This is a genomic window from Pantoea sp. 18069 (assembly GCF_902706035.1).
GTDB lineage: Bacteria > Pseudomonadota > Gammaproteobacteria > Burkholderiales > Burkholderiaceae_C > Comamonas.
Genome location: NZ_CACSJA010000050.1, coordinates 1 through 25,278, shown reverse-complemented (window position 1 = coordinate 25,278; position 25,278 = coordinate 1). Strand labels below are relative to the sequence as shown.

Below are 25,278 nucleotides of genomic sequence, written 5' to 3'. Positions count from 1 at the left end.
GTGCCGGGGGGGCGGGGGCGGCAAGGCCCTGGGCCGCATGCGGCGCAGGGGCAGACTGGTCGTGGACGGCGTCGGTACTCATGGTGCTGATTCTATCGAGGCCACCACATCATTCAGCGAAGGGCGGCATTCCTGTACGAGGCCAAAGCCCGCCTGCTGCGCGGCGGCAGCGATGCGCGGGTGGGTGGCGAGAGCGCGCGCCTGGCTCCAGTCGGTGCCCGGCAGCGCCTGTTGTAAATTGGCCACTGCTTCGGAGCTGCTGAACAGCCACAGCGTGCCGTCGCATGCGGCTTCTTGCGCCATTGCCTGGGCCTGGGGCGCGAGCCGCGGCGCGCGGCGCTGGTAGACGGCGATGAAGTCGAGCGCGGCGCCGGCCTGGCGCAGCTGGTCGGCCAGCCATTCGCGGCCCTGGCCGGTGGCGGCCGTCGCCGCGCCCGAAGAATCGCCCTGGCTGCCGCGCACGATGAGTACGCGGTCACCGGGCTGGATCTGCGCGCGCACTTCGGGCCACAGCGCTTCCGAGTCGAATTGCGCGGCGTCGGCGGGTGGCCCGTCGATCTGCCGCGCGGGCACGCCCGCGGCCTGCAAGGCCCTGGCCGTGCCCGGGCCGGGCGACCAGGCGCGCGCGGGCGGCGCGATGCGCGCTTGCGCACCCTGCGGCTGGTCGAAAAAAAACTGCACCGCATTGCCGCTGACAAACATCACGGCGCGGTAATGGCCGGGCGTGGCACAGTCGCGGCGCGCCTGCTCGAGCTGCGCGGCCGCGGGCGCGCAGGCGACGATGTCGATCAGGGGCAGCGCGCTGGCATGCAGGCCGCGCGCCTGCAGCAGGCCCACCCAATGCTGGGCATCGGGCGCGGGGCGGGTGACGAGGACGCGGGCCGGGCGCATGACGCTGCGCTCGCGGCTCAGGCGCCGCTGCCGGCAGGGGCCGTGCGAGCGCCCGCGGCGCGCAGCTGGGCCGCGACGGCTTCGCCCAGTGCTTCGGCTTGTGCGAGCGTGGTGACCGTGGCGTGGTCATCGACCTGCACCAGCGCGAGCTGGCCGTCGAGATCGCCCCAGGCGGCCTGCAGGTGCAGCTCGTCGCCATGCCAGATGCCGTGCGCGGCCAGCGGCATGGAGCAGCTGCCGCCCATCGCGCGGCTCACTGCGCGCTCAGCCGCCACGCCCAGCCAGGTGGCTTGATGGGCGAGCGGCGCGAGCGCGGCGATCAGGTCGGCGCGCTCGGCGCGCACTTCGATGCCCAGGGCGCCCTGGCCGGCTGCGGGCAGCATGTCTTCGATGGCAAAGCAGCTGCGGATGCGCGCTTCGAGCCCCAGGCGCTTGAGGCCTGCGGCCGCGAGCACGATGCCGTCGTACTGGCCTTCGTCGAGCTTGCGCAGCCGCGTGTCGAGGTTGCCGCGCAGCGGCGTGATCTTCAGGTCGGGGCGCAGCGCCTGCAGCAGCACCTGGCGGCGCAGGCTCGATGTGCCGACGTTCGCGCCCTGGGGCAGGGCGTCGAGCGAGGCATAGTGCGGCGAGACAAACGCATCGCGCGGGTCTTCGCGCTCCATCACGCAGGCCAGCACAAAGCCTTCGGGCAGTTCCATCGGCACGTCCTTGAGCGAATGCACGGCGATGTGGGCGCGGCCTTCCTCGAGCGCGACTTCGAGTTCCTTGACGAACAGGCCCTTGCCGCCGACCTTGGACAGCGAACGGTCGAGGATCTGGTCACCCTTGGTGGTCATGCCCAGCAGCTCCACCGCATGGCCCAGGGCCTGGAGTCTGGCCTGCACATGCTCGGCCTGCCACAGGGCCAGGCGGCTTTCGCGCGTGGCGATCACAAGGGGGGAATCGGGGGGGGTAGCGGTATTCATGGGATCGACGGCATCGGCCTCAGGGCAACGGGGAATGCTAGCATGCGGCGCTGCACTCGTTTTGGCTCAGGAAATATCAACCATGACCGACCCTTCTCGCAAGAATGACGACCTCTCCGCCGGCAAGAACGGCCGCAAGACAGACAAAGACGGACCACTGATAGAGGACATCCGGCTGCTGGGCCGGATTCTCGGAGATGTGATCCGTGAACAGGACGGCGTCGCCGCCTACGAGCTCGTCGAGCAGGTGCGCCAGCTGTCCGTGGCTTTCCGGCGCGACGCCGACCACGACGCCGACCGCCAGCTCAAGAAGCTGCTCAAGAGCCTGAGTGCGGACCAGACCGTGAGCGTGATCCGCGCGTTCACCTATTTCAGCCACCTCGCCAACCTCGCCGAGGACCGCCACCATATCCGCCGGCGCGCGCTGCACGAGCGCGCGGGCAATACCCAGGAAGGCAGCATAGGCGTGGCGCTCGCGCGCCTGCGCTGGGCCGGCATCGCGCCCGGCACCATTGCCGAGACGCTGGCGCAGAGCTATGTCGCGCCGGTGCTCACGGCCCACCCGACCGAAGTGCAGCGCCACAGCATCCTGTCGGCCGAGCGCGACATCGCCCAGCTGCTCGCGGCGCGCGACGACATCAGCGAACGCGCCCAGCTCTACAACAGCGCCAAGGATGCGCTCACGCCGCGCGCGCTGGCCGACAACGAAGCCCAGCTGCGCGCGCGCGTCGCCCAGCTGTGGCAGACGCGGCTGCTGCGCCACTCCAAGCTCACCGTGGCCGACGAAATCGAGAACGCGCTGACCTACTACGAAGCCACGTTCCTGCGCGAGATTCCCAAGCTCTATGCCGAGCTCGAACAGGAACTCGGCGACCTGCCCGTGGCCAGCTTTTTGCGCATGGGGCAGTGGATAGGCGGCGACCGCGACGGCAACCCGAACGTCACTGCCGACAGCCTGCAGCTCGCGCTGCGCCGCCAGGCCGAAGTCGCGCTGCGCCACTACCTGACCGAAGTGCATTACCTGGGCGGCGAGCTGTCGCTGTCGGCGCACCTGGTGCAGCTCACGCCCGAGATGCAGGCACTGGCCGAGCGCTCGCCCGACACCAACGAACACCGCCGCGACGAGCCCTACCGCCGCGCGCTGACCGGCATTTACGCGCGCCTGGCCGCGAGCCTCAAGACGCTGACCGGCGGCGACGCCGCGCGCCATGCGGTCGCGCCGCAAAACGGCTATGCCCGCGCCGAGGAGTTCCTCGCCGATCTGCAGGTGATCGACCAGTCGCTGCGCAGCCACCATGGCGGGCCGCTGGCCGCCCAGCGCCTGCGCCCGCTGATCCGCGCGGTGCAGGTGTTCGGCTTCCACCTCGCGACCGTGGATCTGCGCCAGAGCTCCGACCAGCACGAGATCGTGGTCGCCGAGCTGCTGGCCGCGGCGCGGCTCGAGCCCGATTACAGCCGGCTGCAGGAGCACGCCAAGCAGGCGCTGCTGGTGCGGCTGCTCGAAGACGCGCGCCCGCTGCGCGTGGTGGGCGCGCAGTACTCGGCGCATACCGAAAGCGAACTCGCGATCTTCGAGACCGCGCGGCGCATGCGCGAAGCCTATGGCGCCGAGGCCATCCGCCACTACATCATCAGCCACACCGAAACCGTCAGCGACCTGCTCGAAGCCCTGCTGCTGCAAAAGGAAGTCGGCCTGATGCACGGCACGCTCGACAGCGACGGCCGTTCCGACCTCATCGTCGTGCCGCTGTTCGAGACCATCGAAGACCTGCGCAATGCCGCGCCCATCATGCGCGCCTACTACCAGCTGCCGGGCGTCGCGGCCCAGGTGCAGCGCTCGGGCGGCGAGCAGGACATCATGCTGGGCTACAGCGACAGCAACAAGGACGGCGGCATCTTCACCAGCAACTGGGAGCTGTACCGCGCCGAGATCGCGCTGGTCGAGCTGTTCGACGAACTCGCGGCCAGCCACGGCATACGGCTGCGCATGTTCCATGGCCGCGGCGGCACCGTGGGGCGCGGCGGCGGCCCGAGCTACCAGGCCATCCTGGCGCAACCCCCGGGCACGGTGCGCGGCCAGATCCGCCTGACCGAGCAGGGCGAAGTCATCGCCTCGAAGTACGCCAATCCCGAGATCGGCAGGCGCAACCTCGAAACCCTGGTCGCGGCCACGCTCGAAGCCACGCTGCTGCAGCCGACCAAGTCCGCCACGCCGGCCTTCCTCGCGGCTGCGGCGCGGCTGTCGCAAGCCAGCATGGGCGCCTACCGTTCGCTGGTCTACGAGACGCCTGGCTTCACCTCGTATTTCTTCGGCAGCACGCCGATCCGCGAAATCGCCGAACTCAACATCGGCTCGCGCCCGGCCTCGCGCAAGCCTTCGCAGAAGATCGAGGACCTGCGCGCGATTCCCTGGGGCTTCAGCTGGGGCCAGTGCCGGCTCACGCTGCCGGGCTGGTATGGCTTTGGCGCGGCGGTGCAGGACTTCCTGCAGCAGCCGGGCAAGGACGCGAAGGCGCAGATGGCGCTGCTGCAGCGCATGTACCGCCAGTGGCCGTTCTTTCGCACGCTGCTGTCGAACATGGACATGGTGCTGGCCAAGAGCGATCTCGCGCTGGCCTCGCGCTACAGCGAACTGGTCAGCGACACGCGCGTGCGCCGGCGCATCTTCGACGCCATCGAGGCCGAGTGGCATAGCACGGCCGACGCGTTGACCCGCATCACCGGCGACAAGGACCGCCTGGCGCACAACGCCGCGCTCGCGCGCTCGATCCGCCACCGCTTTCCCTACATCGACCCCTTGCACCATCTGCAGGTCGAACTCGTGCGCCGTTGGCGCGCGGGCCAGGGCGACGATCGCGTGCAGACCGGCATCCACATCTCGATCAACGGCATTGCGGCGGGGTTGCGCAATACGGGATGACATCCCCTGAGCGACTTCGCGGCGAGGGCCGCCTTCGCTGCCCCCGTGTCTTTGGGCTGGGCCCAGGTGCGTGAGATTGAAAGGACGATGTGAGATCCGGTATTGCAACAAGTGTGCAGCGCGCGCTGGCCCAGGGCGCCTGGGCCTATGGGCTGCGCATCAGCATCGCGCTGGGCTCGGTCATGGCGCTGTGCTGGTGGCAGGACCGCCTGCCGCAGGTGATCGCGCTGTTCCTGGGCATCATCGTCAGCGCGCTGGCCGAGACGGATGACAGCTGGCGCGGGCGCAGCCGGGCGCTCGCGGCGACGCTGCTGTGCTTTGCGCTGGTCGCGTTCAGCGTCGAGGCGCTGCTGCGCCAGCCGCTGGGCTTCGTGCTGGCGCTGGTGCTGTTCACTTTCGTGTTCACGCTGCTGGGCGCGGCCGGCGAGCGCTATCGCGCGATTGCCTCGGCGTCGGTGATTCTTGCGCTTTATACGGCCATCAGCATGGCGCCGGGGGCGCATGGTGCCCAGGCGGCCGATGCCTGGCCCGTGCCGGCACTGCTGCTCGCGGGCGCGGCCTGGTACGGGCTGCTGTCGGTGGGCTGGTGCGCGCTGTTTCCGCATGCGCCCGTGCGGCAGAACCTGGCCGCGCTGTTCGAGCAGCTCGGCGCCTATCTGCGGCTCAAGGCCAGCCTGTTCGAGCCGGTGCGCGCGGTCGACCTCGAGCGCCGACGCATGGCGCTGGCCCAGACCAATGGCCAGGTCGTGGCGCAGCTCAACACCGTCAAGGAAAGCCTGTTCAACCGCCTGGGGCCCAGGCCGGTCGCCGATGGCGAGATGCTGCGCCACATGAACCTGTACTTCATCGCCCAGGACATCCACGAGCGCGCGAGTTCATCGCATTACCGCTACAACGAATGGGCGCAACTGCTGTTCCACAGCGACGTGCTCTACCGCTGCCAGCGCGTGCTGGGCCTGCAGGGCGCGGCCTGCAGCCAGCTTGCCGAAGCCCTGCGGCTGCGCGCGCCTTTCCAGCCCGACGCCGAAGGCGCGCGTGCCATGGAAGACCTGCGCGCGGCGATCGATTACCTCGCGGCCCAGCGGCAGCCGGCCTGGCAGCACGCGTTGCGTTCCCTGCGCGCGCTGGTGCGCAATCTGAGCACGCTCGATGCGCAGATTGCCGCGGCCGCCCACCCGACGGGAGGCGGCAAGCTTGCCGACCCGAGCCTGTTCAACCGCCGCCCGCGCACCCTGGCCGAAGCCTGGGCACGCATCCGCGCCCAGTTGCACCCGAGCGCGCCGCTGCTGCGCCACGCGCTGCGGCTGTCGCTGGCGCTGGGCGCGGGCTTTGCCGCGATGCAGTTCACCGACCCGGAGCATGGCTACTGGATTCTGCTGACCACGTTGTTCGTCTGCCTGCCGACCTATGGCGCAACGCTGGCGCGCGTCGCCCAGCGGATTCTGGGCACGGTCATCGGGCTGGTCGCGGGATGGGCGCTGATGCGGCTGTTTCCCGGCCTGCCCGCGCAGGCGCTGATGACCGTGGCTGCGGGCGTGCTGTTCTTCGTCACGCGCACCCAGCGCTATGTCACGGCGACGGCGGCGATCACGCTGCTGGTGCTGCTGTGTTTTCACCAGACCACGGGCGACGCCTACGCGCTGATCTGGCCGCGCTTGCTCGACACGCTGATCGGTGCGGCGATCGCCACTGCGGCCATGCTGCTGGTGCTGCCCGACTGGCAGGGCCGGCGCCTGCATCTGCTGGTTGCGCAGGCGATTGCCGCGCATGCGGCCTATCTGCGTGAAATCATGTCGCAGTACGCCAGCGGCAAGGACGACGACCTCGACTACCGCCTCGCGCGCCGCAATGCGCACAATGCCGACGCAGCGCTGTCCACGGCGCTGTCGCAACTGCTGCTCGAGCCGCGCGCCGTGCGCCGCCATGCGCGCGTGGGCATGCAATTGCTGCTGCTGTCGCACACGCTGCTCAATTACCTGTCGGCGCTCGGTGCCCACCGCGACAAGCTGGCGCAGAGCGACAGCCATCCGCTGGCCGTCGAGGCCGCGCGCCACGCGGCCGACAGCCTCGAGCAGATGGCCCAGGCACTCAAGACGCGCCAGCCCCAACCCGCCGACGACGGCCGCGCGGCGGCGCTGGCGCTGGAACTCGAGCAGCAAAGCGACACGCTGGCCGATCCGTTCAGCCCGCTGGTGCTGGTCTGCCAGCAGCTGGAGCCGCTGCGCGCGGCTTGTGCGCAGTTGCAGGCGGAGCCGGAATAGGGCGGTTTCGAGGGTAGGCCGTTCATGGTTCGACGGGCGCGCCTAGCGAAGCTCACCACGAACGGTTTTTACCCGCTCGCCCTGAGTCCTGAGTCCGTCGAAGGATCGAAGGATGAACGCCCTGTGCTCAAAAACGGCTCTCTGCGGTCCCCCAAACACAAAACGCCCCGAGGCCAGGCCATCGGGGCGTTGAAGAAAAGCAAAAAGAATCAATGCAGCATGAGTGCGCCCGCATTCTTGCTCTTGCCAGCCCGAGCGGGCGGATTGCACAGCCCGCACTGGTAGTGGCGCGCGTTCTCATAGGGCTCGGTCACGAACTGGCCCTTGCAGCTGGAGCAGGCGGTGCGCGTGAGCATGTTGGCGTCGACGAATTTGACCAGGCGCCAGGCGCGTGTGAACGACAGCAGCGCTTCGAGGCCTGCGGTTTCGATCTGCTCGGTGTAGAGGCGGTAGGCCTTGGTCAGCTGCTCGGCCGTATCCAGGGTCACGGCCTTGGACAGGTATTCGTAGATGTTGAGAAACAGTGAGCTGTGGATGTTCTCCTGCCATGTCAGGAACCAGTCGGTCGAGAAGGGCAACTGGCCCTTGGACGGCGACTTGCCCGCGATTTCCTTGTACAAGCGGATCAAGCGCTCGTAGGACAGCGTGGTTTCCGACTCCAGCACTTGCATGCGCGCGCCCATCTGGATGAGCATTGCAGCGCGTTCGATCTGCTTGGATTCGTTGAGAACGCTTTTGGTGGGGGCTGACATGGTGCGGGTCTTTCGCGAAAGGGAAGAGGCGGGAACGCGGTGCTCAGAGCACTTCGGAAACGCGGCTGGCCATCAGGATGTTGGCGTGCAGCGTGTTCGTCGCGTCGTTGCCGATCTTGTTGGACGAGTGGTTGGTCAGCAGGCTCCAGACCAGTTCGTCATCCACGCGGAAGCTGCACAGCAAGGTATTGCGCGAAGCGAGCTTGAGTACCTGGGCCGACGACAGCGCGGTCAGGATGTCGGCGGCTTCTTCGTTCAGACCCAGACGGAACACGGCCTCGGCCTTGTCCTGGCGAATCATGGTTTGGGCCAGCATCAGGTAGGTGAGGTTGGCTTCACGGATTTCGGCAAGCAGTTGTTCGTTGGTCATGGATCAATCCTTTTCAAATGCATCAGAGCGGAAACAGAGCACAAAAACCGCAGGTGTCTGGTGTCGCGATCTGTTGAATTGGATTGTGAAACAGGGTCAAACAATAATTAAGTCGGGTGAGGGAGGTGCGTCGTGTCTGGTTCGGCCGGGGGGCTTGTAAGGCAAACTCCTACAAGCCCTGTTGGGAAGCGAGCGTTGCGTTCCAGTAGGTATCCTGCTATCGATGGGCAGGCACCGGGCCGGCTGCCAGCGCGGCCGGGCGGAATTATTTCGCGTGAGTGTGGTTTTTTCGAACTGCTCAGGAAGGGGCCCTGTCAGCCGCGCTCCACGGGCCGGCGGGCATCGGCGCACCACTCGCTCCAGCTGCCCGCGAACAGCGCTGTCTGGCCCAGGCCCGCGACTTCCATGGCCAGCAGGTTGGGCAAGGCGCTGACGCCGCTGCCGCACTGATGCACCACGCTGTCGGCCGGGCGCTCGCCGAGCAGCTGCTGGAATTCGGCGCGCAGCAGTTCGCGCGGCTTGAAGCGCCCGTCGGCGGCCAGGTTCTCGCTGAACGGGCGATTGAGCGCGCCGGGGATATGGCCGGCCACGGGGTCCAGCGGCTCGACTTCGCCGCGATAGCGAGCGGGTGCGCGCGCATCGATCAGCGTCTGCGATGGCGAGTCCAGGCTGGCAAGCACCTGGTCGGCGCTGACCAGGCGGCGCAGTGGTGGCTTGAGCGCGAAGCTGGTCTGGAAATGGCTGGGCTCGCTGCCCTGGTTCACGGGCTGGCCCGCGGCCTGCCAGGCCTGCAGGCCGCCGTCGAGCACGGCCACGGCATCGTGGCCCGCCCATTTGAGCATCCACCAGAGCCGGCCACAGAAGTTGGCGCCGTTGCGGTCATAGACCACGGCCTGCATGTCGTTGGAAAAGCCCACGCTCGACAGCCATACCGAGAAGCGTTCGCGGTTGGGCAGCGGGTGGCGGCCGCCCGACGCGGGCTGATCGGCCTGCGATACGGCGACCAAGCCATTGCTGCTGGGCATGCCGTGCTTGGCGCTCAGGTCGTGGTCCAGGTCGGCAAAGACCGCGCCCGGAACATGGGCCTGTTCATACTGCTGGCGGCCTACGCTGGGCTTGCCCAGGTCGAAGCTGCAGTCAAACACCATGCAGCGCTGGCCGCTGGCCTGCAGCGCGACCAGCTGTTCGGGGGAAATCAAGGTGGTGTAGGTGGTCTTGGACATCAGCGCTTCCTCGGCAATGGCGGCAATGACGACCCTGCTGCGCAGGGGCGTGCTCGATCGTTCCATTATCCGACGGCGCGTGCCGCAATGGCAGCCCGCAGCTGCCTGTCGTTCAGTTCCTGGCGCGCAGAACCGTCGCCGCTATGCCACTGCCCACGATCAAGGCCATGCCCAGCCAGCCCATGGGCGGAATCAGGTCGCCAAAGACCAGCACGCTGTAGGCGCCGCCAAACGCAATGCCCGAATACTGCAGGTTGGCAACGACCAGCGTGCTGCGGCGCGTCGTCGCATTGGCGTAGGCGCGCGTCATGCACAGCTGGCCGCCGGCCGCGAAAATGCCCACGGGAACCAGCCACAGCGCAGGCCAGCCGGGAAAGTCCGAGACACCGATGACCAGCATCGCCAGGCCGCCCGCGACGGCCGAGCCGACCGAGAAATAGAACACCACGCGCTGCTCGGGCTCGCCCAGCCGCGACAGCGCGACCACCTGCATATAGGCCACGGCCGAAATCATTCCCGACATCAGCCCGACCATGCCCGCCAGGCCCTGTTCGGCGCTGAGGCTGGGGCGCATCATCAGCACCACGCCGACGAAGCCCACGAGCAGGCTGATGATGACCGGCATGTGCAGCGCGGGCCGGGGCGTGGCCGGCGAGGGCCGCCAGGCCATGAGCGCGCCGCCGACCATGAAGGCCGCGATCCACAGGCTGCTCATGTAGTTGAGCGTCATTGCCGTGGCCAGTGGCAGCTTGCCGATGGCGTAGAACCAGGCCGCCATCGACGTCACGCCGACCAGCGAGCGCCAGGCATGCATTCCCGGGAAGGCGGTGCGCAGCGTCACGCCCTGTCGGCTCGCCAGTACCCAGAGCAGCGCCATGCTGATCAGGCCCCGATAGAAAATGATTTCAGCGGTGTTGAAGTATTCGGCGGCAAACTTGATGCTCACGCCCATCGTGGCGAAGAAGAAGGCCGCGAGCACCATCCAGAGAACTTGCATACAGAAAACTTGCGCAATCCAAAAAAAAAGCTGCAAACGCCTGCGGGGTCAAGCGGTTGCAGCTGGGGTGTCGTCAAAGGCTGAAGGCTCAGGGCTGGGGCTGGTCGGCGCCGAGGGCATTGCGGTACCACTCGTGAAAGTGCTGCATGCCGTCTTCCATCGGGCTCTGGTAGGGGCCGACTTCGTTGTCGCCGCGCGCCATCAGCGCGCGCCGGCCTGCATCCATGCGTTCGGCGATTTCGTCGTCCTCAATGCAGGTTTCCATATAGGCGGCTTTCTGCGCCTCGACGAATTCGCGCTCGAAGGCAGCGATTTCCTCGGGGTAGTAGAACTCCACCATGTTCATGGTCCTGGTCGGGCTCACCGGGTGCAGCGTCGAGACCGTGAGCACATGCGGATACCACTCGACCATGATGTGCGGGTAGTAGGTCAGCCAGATCGCGCCGCGCTCGGGCAGCTTGCCATTGCGGTAGTTGAGCAGCACTTCATGCCAGATCCTGTAGACCTCAGAGCCCGGCTTGCCGAACGACGGCGCCACGCCCACGGTCTGCACCGAGTATTCCTTGCGGAATTCCCATTCGAGGTCGTCGCAGGTCACGAAATTGCCCAGACCCGGGTGGAACGGACCGACGTGGTAGTCCTCGAGGTAGACCTCGATGAAGGTCTTCCAGTTGTAGTTGCACTCGTGCATTTCGACATGGTCGAGCACGTAGCCGTCAAAGCTCAGCTGGGCGCGCGGGCCCATGCCGGCGAGGTCGGTGACGATGTCGCGGCCGTTGTCCTCGAAGATGAGGCCGTTCCACTCGCGCAGCCCGTAGTTGTTGAGGTTCAGGCACGGGTCCTGGCTGAAATGCGGCGCGCCCAGCAGCTCCCCGCTGGCGCTGTAGGTCCAGCGGTGCAGAGGGCAGACGATGTTGCCGCCCGCATGGCCCTTGCCATGGCCTTGCAGCGAGCCGCGGCCCTTGAGCATGACGGCCTGGCGGTGGCGGCAGACGTTCGAGATCAGCTCGATGCCGCCCTGGGCGTTGCGCACCAGCGCGCGGCCCTCGCCCTCCTGGGGCAGGGCGTAGTAGTCGCCAGGATTGGGAACGCTCAGCTGATGCCCGACATAACGTGGGCCGGACGCAAAAATGGTATCCAACTCGCGCTGGAACAGCGCTTCGTCGAAATAGCTTGAAACTGGTAGTTGGCTTGCGGCCTGCTGCAGTTGAAGACTTAAATCAGACATGGGTGACCTGACCTAAAGACTCCCCACAGGGAGGGTGCGCGTGCGCACACGAAGAAAAAACAAAACCGGCCACGGACGCGGGCGCTTCCCAGGACTTGCGGCGGCCGGCACAAGGCGCCGGTGAAAGCTGCAAAACCCGGGACAGATGACCATGCGTCAGGCCGGTTCGACGGGAATGGGATTATAGCCGGCAGGGTTATTTCCGCCTTGCAGGTACGTGTATTGGTGGCAGGGGTGCAGGGACGTGGGATTGTGGCGTACGGCCGGCTTTGTGCAGGGCTTCGGGCGCAGCGCCTAAAATCAATTGCTTTATCTTCCTTAGCTCGCACCCATGCCCAAGGCTTCCGCTGCCAACACCCCCCCGTCCGAGCCATCCAGTTACGAAGCTGCGCTGGAAGAGTTGGAGCAGCTGATCGCCCGCATCGAGTCGGGCCAGTTGCCGCTGGACCAGATGCTCAGCGGCTACCAGCGCGCGGCCACGCTGCTGGCCTATTGCCGCCAGCAGCTCGACGCGGTCCAGAACCAGATCCAGCTGCTCGACGATGGCGCGCTCCAGGTCTGGAGTCAGGAATGAACGCCGTGACGCTGCCCACCCCGGTCCAGGCAGACTTCGATCTGTCCCGCTGGATGCCGCGCCATCTGGCCGATGTCGAGCAGGCGCTCTCGCGCTGGGTCGGCGTGGATGCGCCCGCGCAGCTCGGCGAAGCCATGCGCTACGCGGTGCTCGATGGCGGCAAGCGCCTGCGCCCGCTGCTGGTGCTCGCGGCCTGCGAGGCCGTCGGCGGCCTGCATGCCGTGGCGCTGCGCGCGGCCTGCGCGGTCGAGCTGATCCACGCCTATTCGCTGGTCCACGACGACATGCCCTGCATGGACAACGATGTGCTGCGCCGCGGCAAGCCCACGGTGCATGTGCAGTTCGGCGAAGCCCGGGCCCTGCTGGCCGGCGATGCGCTGCAGGCGCTGGCGTTCGAGTTGATCGCGCCCGCCGGCGACGAGCACACGGAAGTTCCCGCGGCCATGCAGGCGCGGCTGTGCAGCCTGCTGGCCCGCGCCGCCGGTGCGCGCGGCATGGCCGGCGGCCAGGCGATCGACCTGGCAAGCGTAGGCCTGCAGCTGTCCGAAGACCAACTGCGCCAGATGCACAGGCTCAAGACCGGCGCGCTGCTCGAATGCAGCGTGCTCATGGGCGCGGCCTGCGGCCCCGCCGGTGCCGACACGCGCGCCGCGCTGGCCGAATACGGCGCGGCGCTGGGCCTGGCGTTCCAGGTGGTCGACGACATCCTCGACGTGGTCGCGGATTCGGCCACGCTGGGCAAGACTGCGGGCAAGGACGCCGCCAATGACAAGCCGACCTATGTCTCGCTGATGGGGCTGGCCGGCGCGCGCGCCTATGCCGACCTGCTTGCGGCGCAGGCCCATGCGGCGCTGGCGCGCACCGGCTTGGCCGATACGCGCGCGCTGTCGGCACTGGCCGACCAGGTGATTCGCCGCTCGCACTGAAGCCGTCGACGGGCCTGCGCGCGCGCGGGTCTTGTCGCCCGCCCGGTGCGCCGAACGTGATAACTATAGTAAATTGGCCTCACATATGCTCCATGAGCATCGGCTGCTACTAGAAAAATAGCAAATGTCCACGAATTCCTACCCCCTGCTGCAGACGGTCGACAGCCCCGCCGACATGCGCCGCTTCACGCGTGCCCAGCTCAAGACGCTGGCCGCGGAGCTGCGCAACTACGTGCTCGACAGCGTGTCCCGCACGGGCGGCCACCTGAGCTCCAACCTGGGCACGGTGGAGCTTACCGTGGCGCTGCACGCGGTGTTCAACACGCCCTACGACCGGCTGGTCTGGGACGTGGGCCACCAGACCTATCCGCACAAGATACTGACCGGCAGGCGCGACCGCATGCCCACCCTGCGCCAGCTCGGCGGCCTGTCGGGCTTTCCGCTGCGCAGCGAAAGCGAATACGACACCTTCGGCACCGCGCATTCGTCGACCAGCATCTCGGCGGCGCTGGGCATGGCCCTGGCCGCCAAGCGCAAGGGCGAGAAACGCCGCGCCGTGGCCATCATCGGCGACGGCGCGATGACCGCCGGCATGGCGTTCGAGGCGCTCAACAATGCGGGCGTGTCGGACTCCAACCTGCTGGTGATCCTCAACGACAACGACATGAGCATCAGCCCGCCCGTGGGCGCGCTCAACCGCTACCTGGCCCAGTTGATGAGCGGGCAGTTCTACGCCAAGGCGCGCGACATGGGCAAGAGCGTGCTCAAGCAGGTGCCGCCGCTGCTCGAACTCGCCAAGCGCCTGGAGCAATCGGCCAAGGGCATGGTCGTGCCGGCCACGCTGTTCGAGAACTTCGGCTTCAACTACATCGGCCCTATCGATGGGCATGACCTTGATTCGCTCATCCCTACGCTGGAAAACATCAAGGGCCTCGAAGGTCCGCAGTTCCTGCATGTGGTGACCAAGAAAGGCCAGGGCTACAAGCTCGCCGAGGCCGATCCCGTGACCTACCACGGCCCGGGCAAGTTCGACCCCGAAGTCGGCATCGTCAAGCCCGCGACGCCGCCCAAGACCACGTTCACCCAGGTCTTCGGTCGGTGGCTGTGCGACATGGCGGCCCAGGACGAGCGCCTGGTCGGCATCACGCCCGCGATGCGCGAAGGCTCGGGCATGGTCGAGTTCGAGCAGCGCTTTCCGCTGCGCTACTACGACGTGGGCATCGCCGAGCAGCATGCGGTCACGTTCGCGGCCGGCATGGCCTGCGAAGGCGTCAAGCCCGTGGTCGCGATCTACTCGACGTTCCTGCAGCGCGGCTATGACCAACTGATCCACGACGTGGCGCTGCAGAACCTGCCCGTGGTGTTCGCGCTCGACCGCGCGGGCCTGGTCGGCGCCGATGGCGCGACCCATGCGGGCAACTACGACATCCCGTTCGTGCGCTGCATTCCCAACATGTCCATGGCCTGTCCGGCCGATGAACGCGAATGCCGCCAACTGCTGAGCACGGCGTTCGCGCAGAACCATCCGGTCGCGGTGCGCTATCCGCGCGGCAGCGGCGCGGGCGTGGAGCCGCTGGCCGGCCTCGAGGGCCTGCCTTTCGGCAAGGGCGAGATCCGCCGTGAATCGACGGCTGCGGCCGGCGCCGGTCCGCGCATCGCGATCCTGGCGTTCGGCAGCCTGCTGTATCCCGCGCTCGAGGCCGGCGAGGCGCTTGACGCCACCGTGGCCAACATGCGCTGGGCCAAGCCGCTCGACGTCGAGCTGCTGCTCGACCTGGCCGCGCGCCACGACGCGCTGGTGACGCTGGAAGAAGGCGCGATCATGGGCGGCGCGGGCAGCGCCGTGCTCGAAGCGCTGCAGGCCGCGGGCGTGCTGCTGCCGGTATTGCAGCTGGGCCTGCCCGACCAGTTCATCGAGCATGGCGACCCGGCCAGGCTGCTGGCGCTGCAGGGGCTCAACGCGCAAGGCATCGAGCAATCGGTGCGCGCGCGCTTTCCGAGCAATTAGAGCGCGCGCGCTTGACCCGCCGCCGCAAGGCGGTTTTTTTTCGCCAGCAGTGCGCGGGTGAGCGCGTATGCGCGCGTTGTATGCAAAAAATGTGTATCGAATGCGGGTAAAGCCGGGTTTACCCAGGACGTTATGTGCCTGTGGCGTTTTTACAATCGCTGACAACCAGCCTGGATGGGTGCAGTGCCCATCTCCACGGGGGAGCTGACCTTTGTTCAGCCAGGCGTTCAACTGGAGTGTTTACATGGATCGTCGTTCATTGATCAAGCAGGCGGGTATCGCTGGCGTCCTGGCCGCGGGTGTCGCGCCTGCCGTGCATGCGCAGGCCGCCGTGCGCTGGCGCATGGCATCGAGTTTCCCCAAGTCGCTGGACACCATCTTCGGCAGCGCCGAAATGTTCTCGCGCACGGTCAAGGCCTTGTCGGGTGGCAAGTTCGAAGTGTCCGTGCACGCTGCCGGCGAGCTGATGCCCGCGTTCGGCGTGGTCGATGCCATCCAGAATGGCACCATCGAAATGGCGCAGACCGCGCCTTACTACTTCACCGGCAAGGATGCGATCTTCGCGTTTGCCTGCGCCGTGCCCTTCGGCCTGACCGCGCGCCAGATGGATGCCTGGATGGACCACGGCAACGGCCGCAAGCTGATGGACGCGTTCTTCGCCAACTACAACATCAAGAGCTACAGCGCCGGCAACACCGGCACGCAGATGGGCGGCTGGTACCGCAAGGAAATCAAGTCCGCGGCCGACCTCAAGGGCCTGAAGATGCGCCTGGGCGGCGGCCTGTTCGGCGAAGCCATGGCCAAGCTGGGCGTGGTCGCGCAGAACATGCCCGCAGGCGATGTCTACCAGGCGCTGGAAAAAGGCACGCTGGACGCCACCGAGTTCGTCGGCCCCTACGACGACCAGAAGCTGGGCTTCAACAAGGTCGCGCCTTACTACTACTACCCCGGCTGGTGGGAAGGCGGCGCCGAGCTCGAGTTCTTCGTCAACACCAAGGCCTACGCCGCGCTGTCGCCCGAGAACATGGCCATCGTCGACGCTGCGACCAAGATCGCGGCGCGCGACATGACGTCCAAGTACGACGCCTTCAACCCCCTCGCGCTCAAGAAGCTCGTGGCCGACAAGACCCAGCTCAAGCCTTTCCCCAAGGACGTGATGGACGCAGGCTTCAAGGCCTCGATGGAAGTCTTCGCCGAGCACGAGGCCAAGTCGCCCGAGTTCAAGAAGATCCACCAGGACATGCGCGCCTTCCAGCGCGACCAGCTGCTGTGGGAACGCTTCTCGGAGTTCCGCTTCAACAGCTACATGACTTCGGTCAAGCTGTAAGCAAAGTACATGGCTGGCAGCGCGAACGCTTTCCAGCCCATGGCACGAAACCGGTATCGGGGCTGTCTGTCGACAGCCAGCCCTGGCCGGTTTTTTTTCGCCCTGTCACCGCTGCAAAGCGGGCAGGCTCGGTATCACACAGGAGACACAAATTGGATCGTCGTTCCATCTTGAAAAACGCCGGCATCGCCGGTGTTCTGGCGGTCGGGGCTGCCCCCGCCGTGCATGCCCAACCCGTGGTGCGCTGGCGCATCGCCTCGAGCTTTCCAAAGTCCCTCGACACCATCTACGGTTCGGCCGAAGTGTTCGCTCGCGCGGTCAAGGAAATGTCCGGCGGCAAGTTTGAAGTCTCGGTGCACGCGGCCGGCGAGCTGATGCCGGCCTTTGGCGTGGTCGACGGCGTGCAAAACGGCACCGTCGAGGCGGCCCACACCGCGCCCTATTACTTCTTCGGCAAGAACGAAGCGTTTGCCATTGGCGGCGCGATTCCCTTCGGCATGAACTCGCGCCAGCTCACGGCCTGGATGGTCGACGGCAATGGCCAGAAGCTGATGCGCGAGTTCTATGCCAAGTACAACATCGTCAACTTCCTGGGCGGCAACACCGGCGCGCAGATGGGCGGGTGGTTCCGCAAGGAAGTGAAGTCGCCGGCCGACATCAAGGGCCTGAAGTTCCGCGTCGGCGGCTTCGCGGGCCGTGTGATCGAACGCCTGGGCGGCGTGCCGCAGAACATACCGGGTGGCGAGATCTACCAATCGCTGGAAAAGGGCACGATCGATGCGGCCGAGTGGATCGGGCCCTATGACGATCTGAAGCTGGGTTTCAACAAGGTCGCACCCTACTACTACTACCCCGGCTGGTGGGAAGGCAGCTTGAACCTCGAGTTCTATGTGAACCAGAAGGCGCTGGCCGCGTTGACGCCAGAGTACCGCGCCATCGTGCAGGCCGCGACGCACGAGGCCCATGTGGTCACGCAAGGGCGCTACGACGCGCGCAACCCCGGCGCGCTCAAGCAGCTCGTGGCGGCCAAGGCCAAGGTGCTGCCGTTCCCGCAAAGCGTGATGGATGCCTCGTTCAAGGCGACGATGGAGCTGTACGCCGAGCTCGACAAGAGCAATCCCGAGTGGAAGAAAATCTACGCCGACTACCGCAACTTCCAGCGCGACCAGATCCTCTGGTTCCGCTTTGCCGAGTCGCGCTTCGACAGCTACATGGCGACGCAAAAGCTCTGAGCGGGACTTCCCGTCCGCACCACGAAGCCAGGCTCTGCCTGGCTTTTTCCATGGTGGGCGTGATCCGCTCGGTGACCCGCGCAGTGCTGTGCAAGAGCTGGTGGAAACCATTGCGTCCTCCGCCGGAAAAGCCTCGCGCAACCATGTTCAGACAGCCGCAGAAATCGCGATAGGTAAGCTGATCCGTATCCCGCGTAAAAAAGCCCCTGCGGGCGAACCGGCAGGGGCTTTGGGGGCAGGCAGAGCCTGGTATTACTGCTTGGCGCCTTCGCGCTCCAGCGCGTCCTGTATGGCCTTGAGCGCATCGTCCGCGTTGTCCGGCGTGTCGGGTACATCGGCGCCCGGCATTCCCAGGCTTGGGTCGTCGAAGTCCATTGCCGGCGGCATGCTGGCTTCCATTTCAAGGCGCACCTTGTCGAGGTCGTATTCGATCTTTTCATCGAGGCCGCTGGAGACAATGCCAGGGAAGATGATGATCAGCGCGACCATGATCAGCTGGATGATCAGGAACGGAATCGCGCCCGCGTAGATCTGCATGGTGGTCACGGGCTCGACCATCTTCTTCGTGACCTTGTCGACATAGGCCTTGGTGGGCGCGACGCTGCGCAGGAAGAACAGCGCAAAGCCGAACGGCGGGTGCATGAATGAAGTCTGCATGTTGACCGCGAGCAGCACGCCGAACCACACCAGGTCGATGCCCAGCTTGTCGGCGACGGGCGCGAGCAGCGGCACGATGATGAACGACAGCTCGAAGAAGTCGAGGAAGAACGCCAGGAAGAAGACCATCACGTTGACGACGATCAGGAAGCCCAGCTGGCCCCCGGGCAGGCCGGTCAGCAGGTGCTCGACCCACAGCGGTCCGTCCACGCCCTGGAAGGTCAGACCGAACATGGTCGCGCCGATCAGGATGAACAGCACAAAGCACGACAGCTTGGTGGTCGACATCAGCGCCTGGCGCAGCAGCGCCATGTTGAGGCGGCCGCGCAGCATGGCCATCACCATCGCGCCCAACGCACCCATGGCGCCGCCTTCGGTGGGCGTTGCCACGCCCAGGAAGATGGTGCCCAGCACCAGGAAGATCAGCAGCAGCGGCGGGATCAGCACGAAGGTCACGCGTTCGGCGACCTTGGACAGCAGGCCCAGGCGGGTGATGCGATTGAACGAAGCGGCGATGAACGCCAGCGCCACGCCAAAGCACATGGCGACGACGATGGTTTCGTCGAGCGCGACCCTTTCCACGGCATCGCCGGTCCACCAGGTGTGCAGCTCGACCATGTGCTGGCCGACGAAGATCGACGCGCCCACGCACAGCACCGTGAGCACCAGCAGCGAAGGCATGCCCGACTTGCCGTTGGTTTCGCGCAGCGTGCGCGCTTCGGGCGGCAGGGCCGGCACCAGGTGCGGCTTGAAGATCGCCAGGCCGACGATGAACAGCGCGTAGAAACCGGTCAGCATCAGGCCGGGAATGAACGCGCCCTTGTACATGTCGCCGACGCTGCGGCCCAGCTGGTCGGCCAGGATGATCAATACCAGCGAAGGCGGAATGATCTGCGCGAGCGTTCCCGAGGCCGCGATCACGCCCGAGGCAATGCGTCTGTCATAGCCGTAGCGCATCATGATGGGCAGCGAAATCAGGCCCATGGAGATCACCGAAGCCGCGACCACGCCCGTGGTCGCCGCGAGCAGCGCGCCGACGAAGATCACCGCCAGGGCCACGCCGCCGCGCACCGGGCCGAACAGCTGGCCCACGGTGTCGAGCAGGTCTTCGGCCATGCCGCTGCGCTCCAATATCAGCCCCATGAGGGTGAAGAACGGGATCGCGAGCAGCGTGTCATTTTGCATGATGCCGTAGATGCGCAGCGGCAGGGCCTGCAGCAGCGCTTCGGGCAGCACGCCCAGCTCGACGCCGACGAAGGCAAAGAACATGCCGCAGGCGCCGAGGCTGAACGCCACCGGAAAGCCCAGCAGCAGAAAGCAGATCAGGCCCGCGAACATGATCGGGGCCAGGTTGTTGGTCAGGAATTCCATTGAGTGTGTCTCCTGCGCTCAAGCGTCCGGGGTGTTCTTCTTGCTTTGGCCCTTGGCGGCGGCAGCCAGATTGCGGATCACTTCCGCGAGCTCTTCCTCGGCCGTCTTTTCCGCTTTCTTGGCGGTCGGGTCGTCGATCAGGCCTTGCAGGAAAGCGATGCGCTTGATCAGCTCGGACCAGCCCTGCAGCAGCAGCAGGCCAAAGCCCAGCGGCATCATCAGATAGACCGGCCAGCGGATCAGGCCCCCTGCATTGCTCGACATTTCCCCGGTCTGGAAGGCTTGCCAGAAGAAGGGGATGCCCAGCCACAGAACGGCCGCGCTCATGGGCGTGAGAAAGCAGGCAAAGCCGAAGATGTCGATCCAGATCTGCTTGCGCTTGGACAGGCGACTGGCGATCACGTCGACCTTCACATGCTCGCCCTGCAGCAGGGTATAGCCTGCTGCGAGCAGGAAGGACGCAGCGAACAGATACCACTGCACTTCGAGAAAGGCGTTGGAACTGGCATTGAACATCTTGCGCACCACCGCGTTCACGCCGCTGATGACGGTGGAGGCAAGGATGAGCCAGATGACGTATTTGCCGACCTGGGTGTTAAGCCAGTCGACCCCTCTCGAGAACTTGAGTAAAGCCTGCATGGTGTCTCCAATCAAAAGGCCGTTTGTCTTGCCGGGCCGGCCACGGGTAGGAGGCTTCCGGTCATTTTTCGCAACGTTCGATTTTAAGGAGCAGACGTACGAAAAATACTACTATCTGTATAGGACTTTCACTATATTTTTGGCTGCTATATAGCTATTTATTTTGTAGCAATAGGTGTTTACCTTTGGGTGTGAGATTGTCGTTTTTTTGCGCTTTCACGGCATTTATCAATCGATGCCATACCTTGCGCGCAATGCGTCGCTGAAGGCCGCGCTGGCGCTGAGCGTCAGGCCCAGCGCGGTGCGCTGGCCAGGCGCGGCGGCAAGCTGCAGCCGGCCCGTGGCGTCGTCGTAATGCACGCTCAGTGGCGCGCCGTCGTCCTGCTGGGCGTGCAGGTCGAAGTCCCAGTCGCCGCCTTCTTCTATCGGCCCGCGCCGGCCGGCAAAAGTGCGGCTGGCCCAGCGCAGCAACTGTTCGACTTCCGCTGTCAGTGCGGGCAGGCGCTCGGCCGTGACGCTGGCGAGCGCATCCCAGGTGGCCGTGCCTTCGTCGTCTTCGCTGTAGTCAAAATCCAGATAGTCCAGTGGCATGTGCGCTCCGCGAAAAAGCCGCCATTGTGGCCCCGGCTACATCGCCTTGAAGCGGTGTGCGTAGAGCCGGCTCACGGACAAGTGCTCCGCGCGGCCGCGCAACTGCAGTTGTACGCGCCCGGCCTCGTCGCGCAGCGCGGCGCGGATGGCACTGGCACGCACCAGCGTGCTGCGGTGGATCTGCCAGAACACTGCGGGGTCGAGCTGGGCGCTGAGCTCCTTGAGCGGCGTGCGTATCAGGTATTCCTGCTGCGCCGTGAGCACGCGCACGTATTTGTCCGCGGCTTCGAAGTACAGCACGTCATCCACGGGCACCAGCGCGATATGCGGGCCGGCGCCGGCCTGGATCACCGTCAGCCGCGCGGCGGGGGCGGCCGGCGCCGCGGGTGCCGCCTGCAGCAGCTGGCGCAGCTGTGCCATGGTGTGCTCCAGATCCTGGGGCGCGGCGGCATTGCGACTTGCGATGCGCTGCGCCAGCAGGCGCTGCAGACGTTCGACGGTCCTGCGCAGACGCTCGGCTTGCACCGGCTTGAGCACATAGTCCATTGCCTGCGCTTCGAAGGCCTGGACCGCGTACTGGTCGTAGGCGGTGACCAGCACCAGCGCGGGAAAGGGCGGGCCACCCTGATCGGGATCGGGCCAGGCGTCGGCAAGTTCGGCCGCTGCCTCGAGCCCGCTTTGGCCGGGCATGCGGATGTCGAAGAACAGCACGTCGGGCTGCAGCGCCAGCGCTTCGCGCACGGCGCTCAGGCCGTCGCCCACGCTGGCGACGATCTCGAGTTGCGGCCAGGCACATGACAGCGCCTGCTCCAGCGCCTGGCGCAGCAGCGGCTCGTCTTCGGCAATCAGCGCGCGGGCCGGAAAATTCATGAATTCTTTCAGCAAAGCAGTGGCAGGCTGACGCTGCAGCGCGTGCCGCCTTCGGCACGGGCTTCAAGCGTCAGCGTGGCCTGGCTGCCATGCAGCGTCAGCAGGCGCTCACGTACCTGGGTCAGTCCGAAATGCCGTGCCCCCTCCAGGGTGCGTGCTTCTGGCGGTTCTTCCCCCAGGCCCGCGCCGTTGTCCAGCACCTCGAGCAGCAGTTGGCCTTGGCGTGTGGCCTGCGCGCGCACCACGATCTCGCCGCCCGCGATCTGCGGCTCGAGGCCGTGGCGTATCGCGTTCTCGACCAGCGGCTGCAGCAGCAAGGAGGGCACGGCCGCGCCGGCGAGCTCGGCAGGCAACTCCAACTGATAGCGCAGGCGCGCGCCCATGCGCACGGCCATCAGTTCTAGGTAGTCGCCAAGGCGTGCGAATTCCGCTTCCAGCGCATGCTGGGGCGTGCGCGCGCCGGCCAGCGTGGCGCGCAGGTAGGCAATGAAATGGTCCAGCATGGCTTCGGCGCGCGGCGTGTCGCTGGCGATCAGCACGCGAAGATTGGCCAGGGTGTTGAACACCATGTGGGGTTCGAGCTGGGCTTCGAGCAGCTTGAGCCGGGCTTCGGCGGTATCGCGCTGGCTCTGGACGATGGCGCGCTGCAGCTCCTGCGCCTTGCCGCGGTGATACAGCACCAGGCACATGGCGATGCTGATGGCCGCGGTGAGCGCCAGCGTGGTCAGGCCGGCAGGGCTGGTCAGTGCCTGGCCCAGAGAGAACGGCTGGTCATCGCCGCGGTAAAGCCGGCCGATGGCGCCGCCCAGCAGTGCGCCGGCCGCGATGCCGGCGCTGACCAGCAGCGGCCCGCGCCAGCCCGCAGGCCAGGGAATGGCCTGGTGGCGCGTGAGCAGCAGCCGGCCCAGGTCGATGACCAGCCAGCTGATCAGGCCCACCGCCAGCGAGTAGACCAGTTGCGCGTCCCAGGCACCCTGGCCCGTGGCCTGCAGCGTGAGCGCGATCAGGCAGCACAGCACGGCCGTGCACAGGCCATGGAGGGCGAAGGTCCGCGCATTGAAATGCGCCAGCAGCGGGGTGGGGTCCATGATCGTGGGCATTGTCGCGCATCGTTGCGCGCAGGCTCAGCCCCGGCCCTGCTGGCGCTGCAGCAGCCGGCGCTCGCGCGCCAGCAGGCGCGCGTGCAGGCCGCCGCCGGGCAGGTTCAACCAGACCACGGCGCCATGCAGCAGCAGACCGAGGCCCCAGCCCATTGCGGGGTAGATGGCCCAGTGCCGGCCCTGCTGCGCCGACAGCCCGGCGAGCAGCAGGTTGACCAGCACATAGGCCGTGGCGTGGATGGCCCAGCCCATTTTCATGCCCGCGCGCCGGCGCGCCAGGCGGTCGAGCGCGTCTTCGCTCATTGAGGGGGATGTGGGAAAGTGCATGGCCGGCTCCGTTCGGTGAAAGCAATGGCATGACTGTGCGCGCCGGCGCGCGCCAGGGCCAGCGCCATGCGACGAAATGCCGGCAGGCGGCGTGAAATGTCTTTTATGAATAGTCAATCGAAATTTAATATCGATAGATGAAATCTTTTGTTACCTGGGCGCAGCGCGGATAAATTGCCGCGCGCGTCCATAATCACTGGCTTTCAACCGTCAAACAGGACATCTCCGTGGATATCGTATTGCTGGTCAAGGCCGCCATCATGGGCGTGGTCGAAGGCCTGACCGAGTTTTTACCCATTTCTTCCACCGGACATCTGATCCTGGCCGGCGCGCTGCTGGGGTTCGAAGGGGAGAAGGCCCGTGTGTTCGACATTGCCATCCAGACCGGCGCGATCTTTGCGGTGATCCTGGTGTACTGGCAGAAGATCCGCAGCACCCTGGTCGAGCTGCCCACGAGTCGCCAGGCCCAGCGCTTTGCCTTGAATGTGCTGATCGGCTTCCTGCCGGCCGTGGTGCTGGCGCTGGCATTCGGCAAGCTGATCCAGGCCCATCTGTTCACGCCCATGGTGGTCGCGACCACCTTCATCCTCGGCGGCTTCGTGATTATCTGGGCCGAACGCCGCCCGAACGCCAGCGTGCGCGTGCATTCCGTGGACGACATGACGCCCATGGACGCGCTCAAGGTCGGCCTGGCGCAATGCCTGGCGATGGTGCCGGGCACGAGCCGCAGCGGCGCGACCATCATTGGTGGCATGCTGCTGGGCCTGTCGCGCAAGGCGGCCACGGATTTCTCGTTCTTCCTGGCCATGCCCACGCTGATAGGCGCGGGCGTCTACAGCCTCTACAAGGAACGCCACCTGCTGAGCATGGCGGACATTCCGATGTTTGTCGTGGGTCTGGTCTTTTCCTTCCTCAGCGCCTGGCTGTGCGTGCGCTGGCTGCTGCGCTATATCTCCAGCCACAGCTTCGTGCCCTTTGCCTGGTATCGCATTGCCTTTGGCGTCGTGGTGCTGCTCACTGCCTGGAGCGGCGTGATCGTCTGGCAGGAGAGCTAGAAAGCACTGCCTGAGCGGCCGCCGCATGGGCTGCGGCGCGCAACGCCATGGACAACTGAATCGCTGCAGCGCCGGGCCGCCGGGCGCTGCTTTTTCTATGCCGGGCTTGCCGGTGCCGGCAGTGACGCCAGATTGAGCAGCGCCGCTTCAATGGCCGCAGCCGTCGCATGCGGGCGCTCCATCGGAAACAGATGGCTGCCGTCAAGGATGGCGCTGCGCCCGTGGGTGACGCGCAGCGTCATGTCCATGCCGACCTGCTTCATTTCCTGCGAGCCGCGCCCGCCGATGAACGCCGCGGGACAGCGCAGCGGATGGCGGCGCAGCAGCGCGTCGAGGTTGTGCGGCAGGGTGTTGTAGATCGCGGTCTCGACTTCGCGCTCGAAGGCCAGCATGCGCTTGCCGTCGTGGTCCTTGAGGCACAGATCCACATAATCCTGCAGCACTTCGGGGTGCCAGTGCGCAAAGGCTTTCTTGGTGCGGAAGTAAGCGAGCGCCTCCTCGTTGCTGGCCCAGTGGTTGCGCCGGCGCTGGCTGATCTTGCCCGGGGAGACCGAGCCGACCAGTTGCGTGCGCTTGGCCATGCCCAGCGCGTTCGCGCGCCAGCCACTGATCAGCGGCGAGTCGATCAGCAGCACGCCGCGCGCGAGCTCGGGGTGCTGCGCCGCAGCCATCACGCTGAGGAAACCGCCCAGCGAGTGCCCGACGAAGAACACCGGCTCGCCGCGCCGCTCGACTTCGGCGCGCGCGAAGTCGGCGAGCTGCTGCACCAGGTGCGGCCAGTTGTTGCTGACCGGGTAGAGCGGGTCGTGGCCGAAGCTTTCGACGGCGCGGGTCTCGCAGCCGCGCTTGCGCAGCAGCGAGAACAGCAGGCGATAGGTGGCGGCGGGAAAGCTGTTGGCGTGGGAGAAGACGATGGGCAGCATGGGGGGCGTATCTCAGGGCGACGACGGATCGTCGCCTTCCTGGGTGTCGGGGGCCTGTCTCTTATACACAG

22 protein-coding genes are annotated in these 25,278 nt (G+C 66.3%); 8 read left to right on the top strand and 14 right to left on the bottom strand.

The window, feature by feature from the left end:
* Positions 1-78: 78 nt before the first annotated feature.
* Positions 79-891 (bottom strand): uroporphyrinogen-III synthase, encoded by an 813-nt coding sequence (locus GVL12_RS24190; protein WP_159918115.1) that lies wholly within the window; start codon positions 889-891, stop codon positions 79-81.
* Between the two features lie 17 nt (positions 892-908).
* Positions 909-1,856: a hydroxymethylbilane synthase gene (gene hemC, locus GVL12_RS24185; protein WP_159918114.1), complete on the bottom strand. Its 948-nt coding sequence runs from the start codon at positions 1,854-1,856 to the stop codon at positions 909-911.
* An 82-nt stretch (positions 1,857-1,938) separates the two neighbouring features.
* Between hemC and ppc the strand changes: the two genes are divergently transcribed.
* Positions 1,939-4,776, top strand: a complete 2,838-nt coding sequence (gene ppc, locus GVL12_RS24180; RefSeq protein ID WP_159918113.1) for a phosphoenolpyruvate carboxylase — start codon at positions 1,939-1,941, stop codon at positions 4,774-4,776.
* An 89-nt stretch (positions 4,777-4,865) separates the two neighbouring features.
* A complete protein-coding gene (gene yccS, locus GVL12_RS24175) occupies positions 4,866-7,037 on the top strand; it encodes a YccS family putative transporter (RefSeq protein ID WP_159918112.1) in 2,172 nt (723 codons plus the stop codon).
* 209 nt (positions 7,038-7,246) lie between these two features.
* Here yccS and flhC read toward each other — a convergent pair whose 3' ends face one another.
* From flhC to GVL12_RS24150, 5 genes are all read right to left on the bottom strand, one after another.
* Positions 7,247-7,789 carry a flagellar transcriptional regulator FlhC gene (gene flhC, locus GVL12_RS24170; RefSeq protein WP_159918111.1) on the bottom strand — a complete coding sequence of 181 codons (543 nt, stop codon included), beginning with the start codon at positions 7,787-7,789 and terminating at the stop codon, positions 7,247-7,249.
* Between the two features lie 43 nt (positions 7,790-7,832).
* Positions 7,833-8,159, bottom strand: a complete 327-nt coding sequence (gene flhD / locus GVL12_RS24165) for a flagellar transcriptional regulator FlhD (protein WP_159918110.1) — start codon at positions 8,157-8,159, stop codon at positions 7,833-7,835.
* A gap of 314 nt (positions 8,160-8,473) precedes the next feature.
* Positions 8,474-9,448, bottom strand: a complete 975-nt coding sequence (locus GVL12_RS24160; protein ID WP_200844051.1) for a sulfurtransferase — start codon at positions 9,446-9,448, stop codon at positions 8,474-8,476.
* A gap of 46 nt (positions 9,449-9,494) precedes the next feature.
* A complete protein-coding gene (locus tag GVL12_RS24155; protein WP_159918109.1) occupies positions 9,495-10,379 on the bottom strand; it encodes a DMT family transporter in 885 nt (294 codons plus the stop codon).
* An 88-nt stretch (positions 10,380-10,467) separates the two neighbouring features.
* Positions 10,468-11,607, bottom strand: a complete 1,140-nt coding sequence (locus tag GVL12_RS24150; protein WP_159918108.1) for an aromatic ring-hydroxylating dioxygenase subunit alpha — start codon at positions 11,605-11,607, stop codon at positions 10,468-10,470.
* 331 nt (positions 11,608-11,938) lie between these two features.
* Between GVL12_RS24150 and xseB the strand changes: the two genes are divergently transcribed.
* The 5 genes from xseB (at position 11,939) to GVL12_RS24125 (ending at position 17,674) form a co-directional block, all read left to right on the top strand.
* Positions 11,939-12,181 carry an exodeoxyribonuclease VII small subunit gene (gene xseB, locus GVL12_RS24145; RefSeq protein WP_159918107.1) on the top strand — a complete coding sequence of 81 codons (243 nt, stop codon included), beginning with the start codon at positions 11,939-11,941 and terminating at the stop codon, positions 12,179-12,181.
* A gap of 53 nt (positions 12,182-12,234) precedes the next feature.
* Positions 12,235-13,107: a polyprenyl synthetase family protein gene (locus tag GVL12_RS24140; protein ID WP_200844052.1), complete on the top strand. Its 873-nt coding sequence runs from the start codon at positions 12,235-12,237 to the stop codon at positions 13,105-13,107.
* A 124-nt stretch (positions 13,108-13,231) separates the two neighbouring features.
* Positions 13,232-15,115 (top strand): 1-deoxy-D-xylulose-5-phosphate synthase, encoded by a 1,884-nt coding sequence (dxs, locus tag GVL12_RS24135; protein ID WP_159918105.1) that lies wholly within the window; start codon positions 13,232-13,234, stop codon positions 15,113-15,115.
* A gap of 244 nt (positions 15,116-15,359) precedes the next feature.
* Positions 15,360-16,442, top strand: a complete 1,083-nt coding sequence (locus GVL12_RS24130) for a TRAP transporter substrate-binding protein (protein ID WP_159918104.1) — start codon at positions 15,360-15,362, stop codon at positions 16,440-16,442.
* A 152-nt stretch (positions 16,443-16,594) separates the two neighbouring features.
* The gene (locus tag GVL12_RS24125; protein ID WP_159918103.1) at positions 16,595-17,674 is read left to right on the top strand and encodes a TRAP transporter substrate-binding protein; all 1,080 of its coding nucleotides are present in this window, start codon (positions 16,595-16,597) and stop codon (positions 17,672-17,674) included.
* A 252-nt stretch (positions 17,675-17,926) separates the two neighbouring features.
* On the opposite strand, the gene GVL12_RS24120 is transcribed toward GVL12_RS24125, so the two are convergent.
* From GVL12_RS24120 to GVL12_RS24095, 6 genes are all read right to left on the bottom strand, one after another.
* Positions 17,927-19,702, bottom strand: a complete 1,776-nt coding sequence (locus GVL12_RS24120; protein WP_159918102.1) for a TRAP transporter large permease subunit — start codon at positions 19,700-19,702, stop codon at positions 17,927-17,929.
* A gap of 18 nt (positions 19,703-19,720) precedes the next feature.
* Positions 19,721-20,341, bottom strand: a complete 621-nt coding sequence (locus tag GVL12_RS24115) for a TRAP transporter small permease subunit (protein ID WP_159918101.1) — start codon at positions 20,339-20,341, stop codon at positions 19,721-19,723.
* A 228-nt stretch (positions 20,342-20,569) separates the two neighbouring features.
* The gene (locus GVL12_RS24110) at positions 20,570-20,932 is read right to left on the bottom strand and encodes a hypothetical protein (RefSeq protein ID WP_159918100.1); all 363 of its coding nucleotides are present in this window, start codon (positions 20,930-20,932) and stop codon (positions 20,570-20,572) included.
* A 36-nt stretch (positions 20,933-20,968) separates the two neighbouring features.
* The gene (locus tag GVL12_RS24105) at positions 20,969-21,802 is read right to left on the bottom strand and encodes a LytTR family DNA-binding domain-containing protein (protein ID WP_159918099.1); all 834 of its coding nucleotides are present in this window, start codon (positions 21,800-21,802) and stop codon (positions 20,969-20,971) included.
* A gap of 8 nt (positions 21,803-21,810) precedes the next feature.
* Positions 21,811-22,890 (bottom strand): sensor histidine kinase, encoded by a 1,080-nt coding sequence (locus GVL12_RS24100; protein WP_200844050.1) that lies wholly within the window; start codon positions 22,888-22,890, stop codon positions 21,811-21,813.
* 36 nt (positions 22,891-22,926) lie between these two features.
* Positions 22,927-23,205: a 2TM domain-containing protein gene (locus tag GVL12_RS24095; protein WP_200844049.1), complete on the bottom strand. Its 279-nt coding sequence runs from the start codon at positions 23,203-23,205 to the stop codon at positions 22,927-22,929.
* Between the two features lie 251 nt (positions 23,206-23,456).
* Between GVL12_RS24095 and GVL12_RS24090 the strand changes: the two genes are divergently transcribed.
* Positions 23,457-24,284, top strand: a complete 828-nt coding sequence (locus GVL12_RS24090) for an undecaprenyl-diphosphate phosphatase (protein WP_159918096.1) — start codon at positions 23,457-23,459, stop codon at positions 24,282-24,284.
* A 95-nt stretch (positions 24,285-24,379) separates the two neighbouring features.
* On the opposite strand, the gene GVL12_RS24085 is transcribed toward GVL12_RS24090, so the two are convergent.
* Positions 24,380-25,207, bottom strand: a complete 828-nt coding sequence (locus tag GVL12_RS24085; protein ID WP_159918095.1) for an alpha/beta fold hydrolase — start codon at positions 25,205-25,207, stop codon at positions 24,380-24,382.
* Between the last annotated feature and the right edge of the window lie 71 nt (positions 25,208-25,278).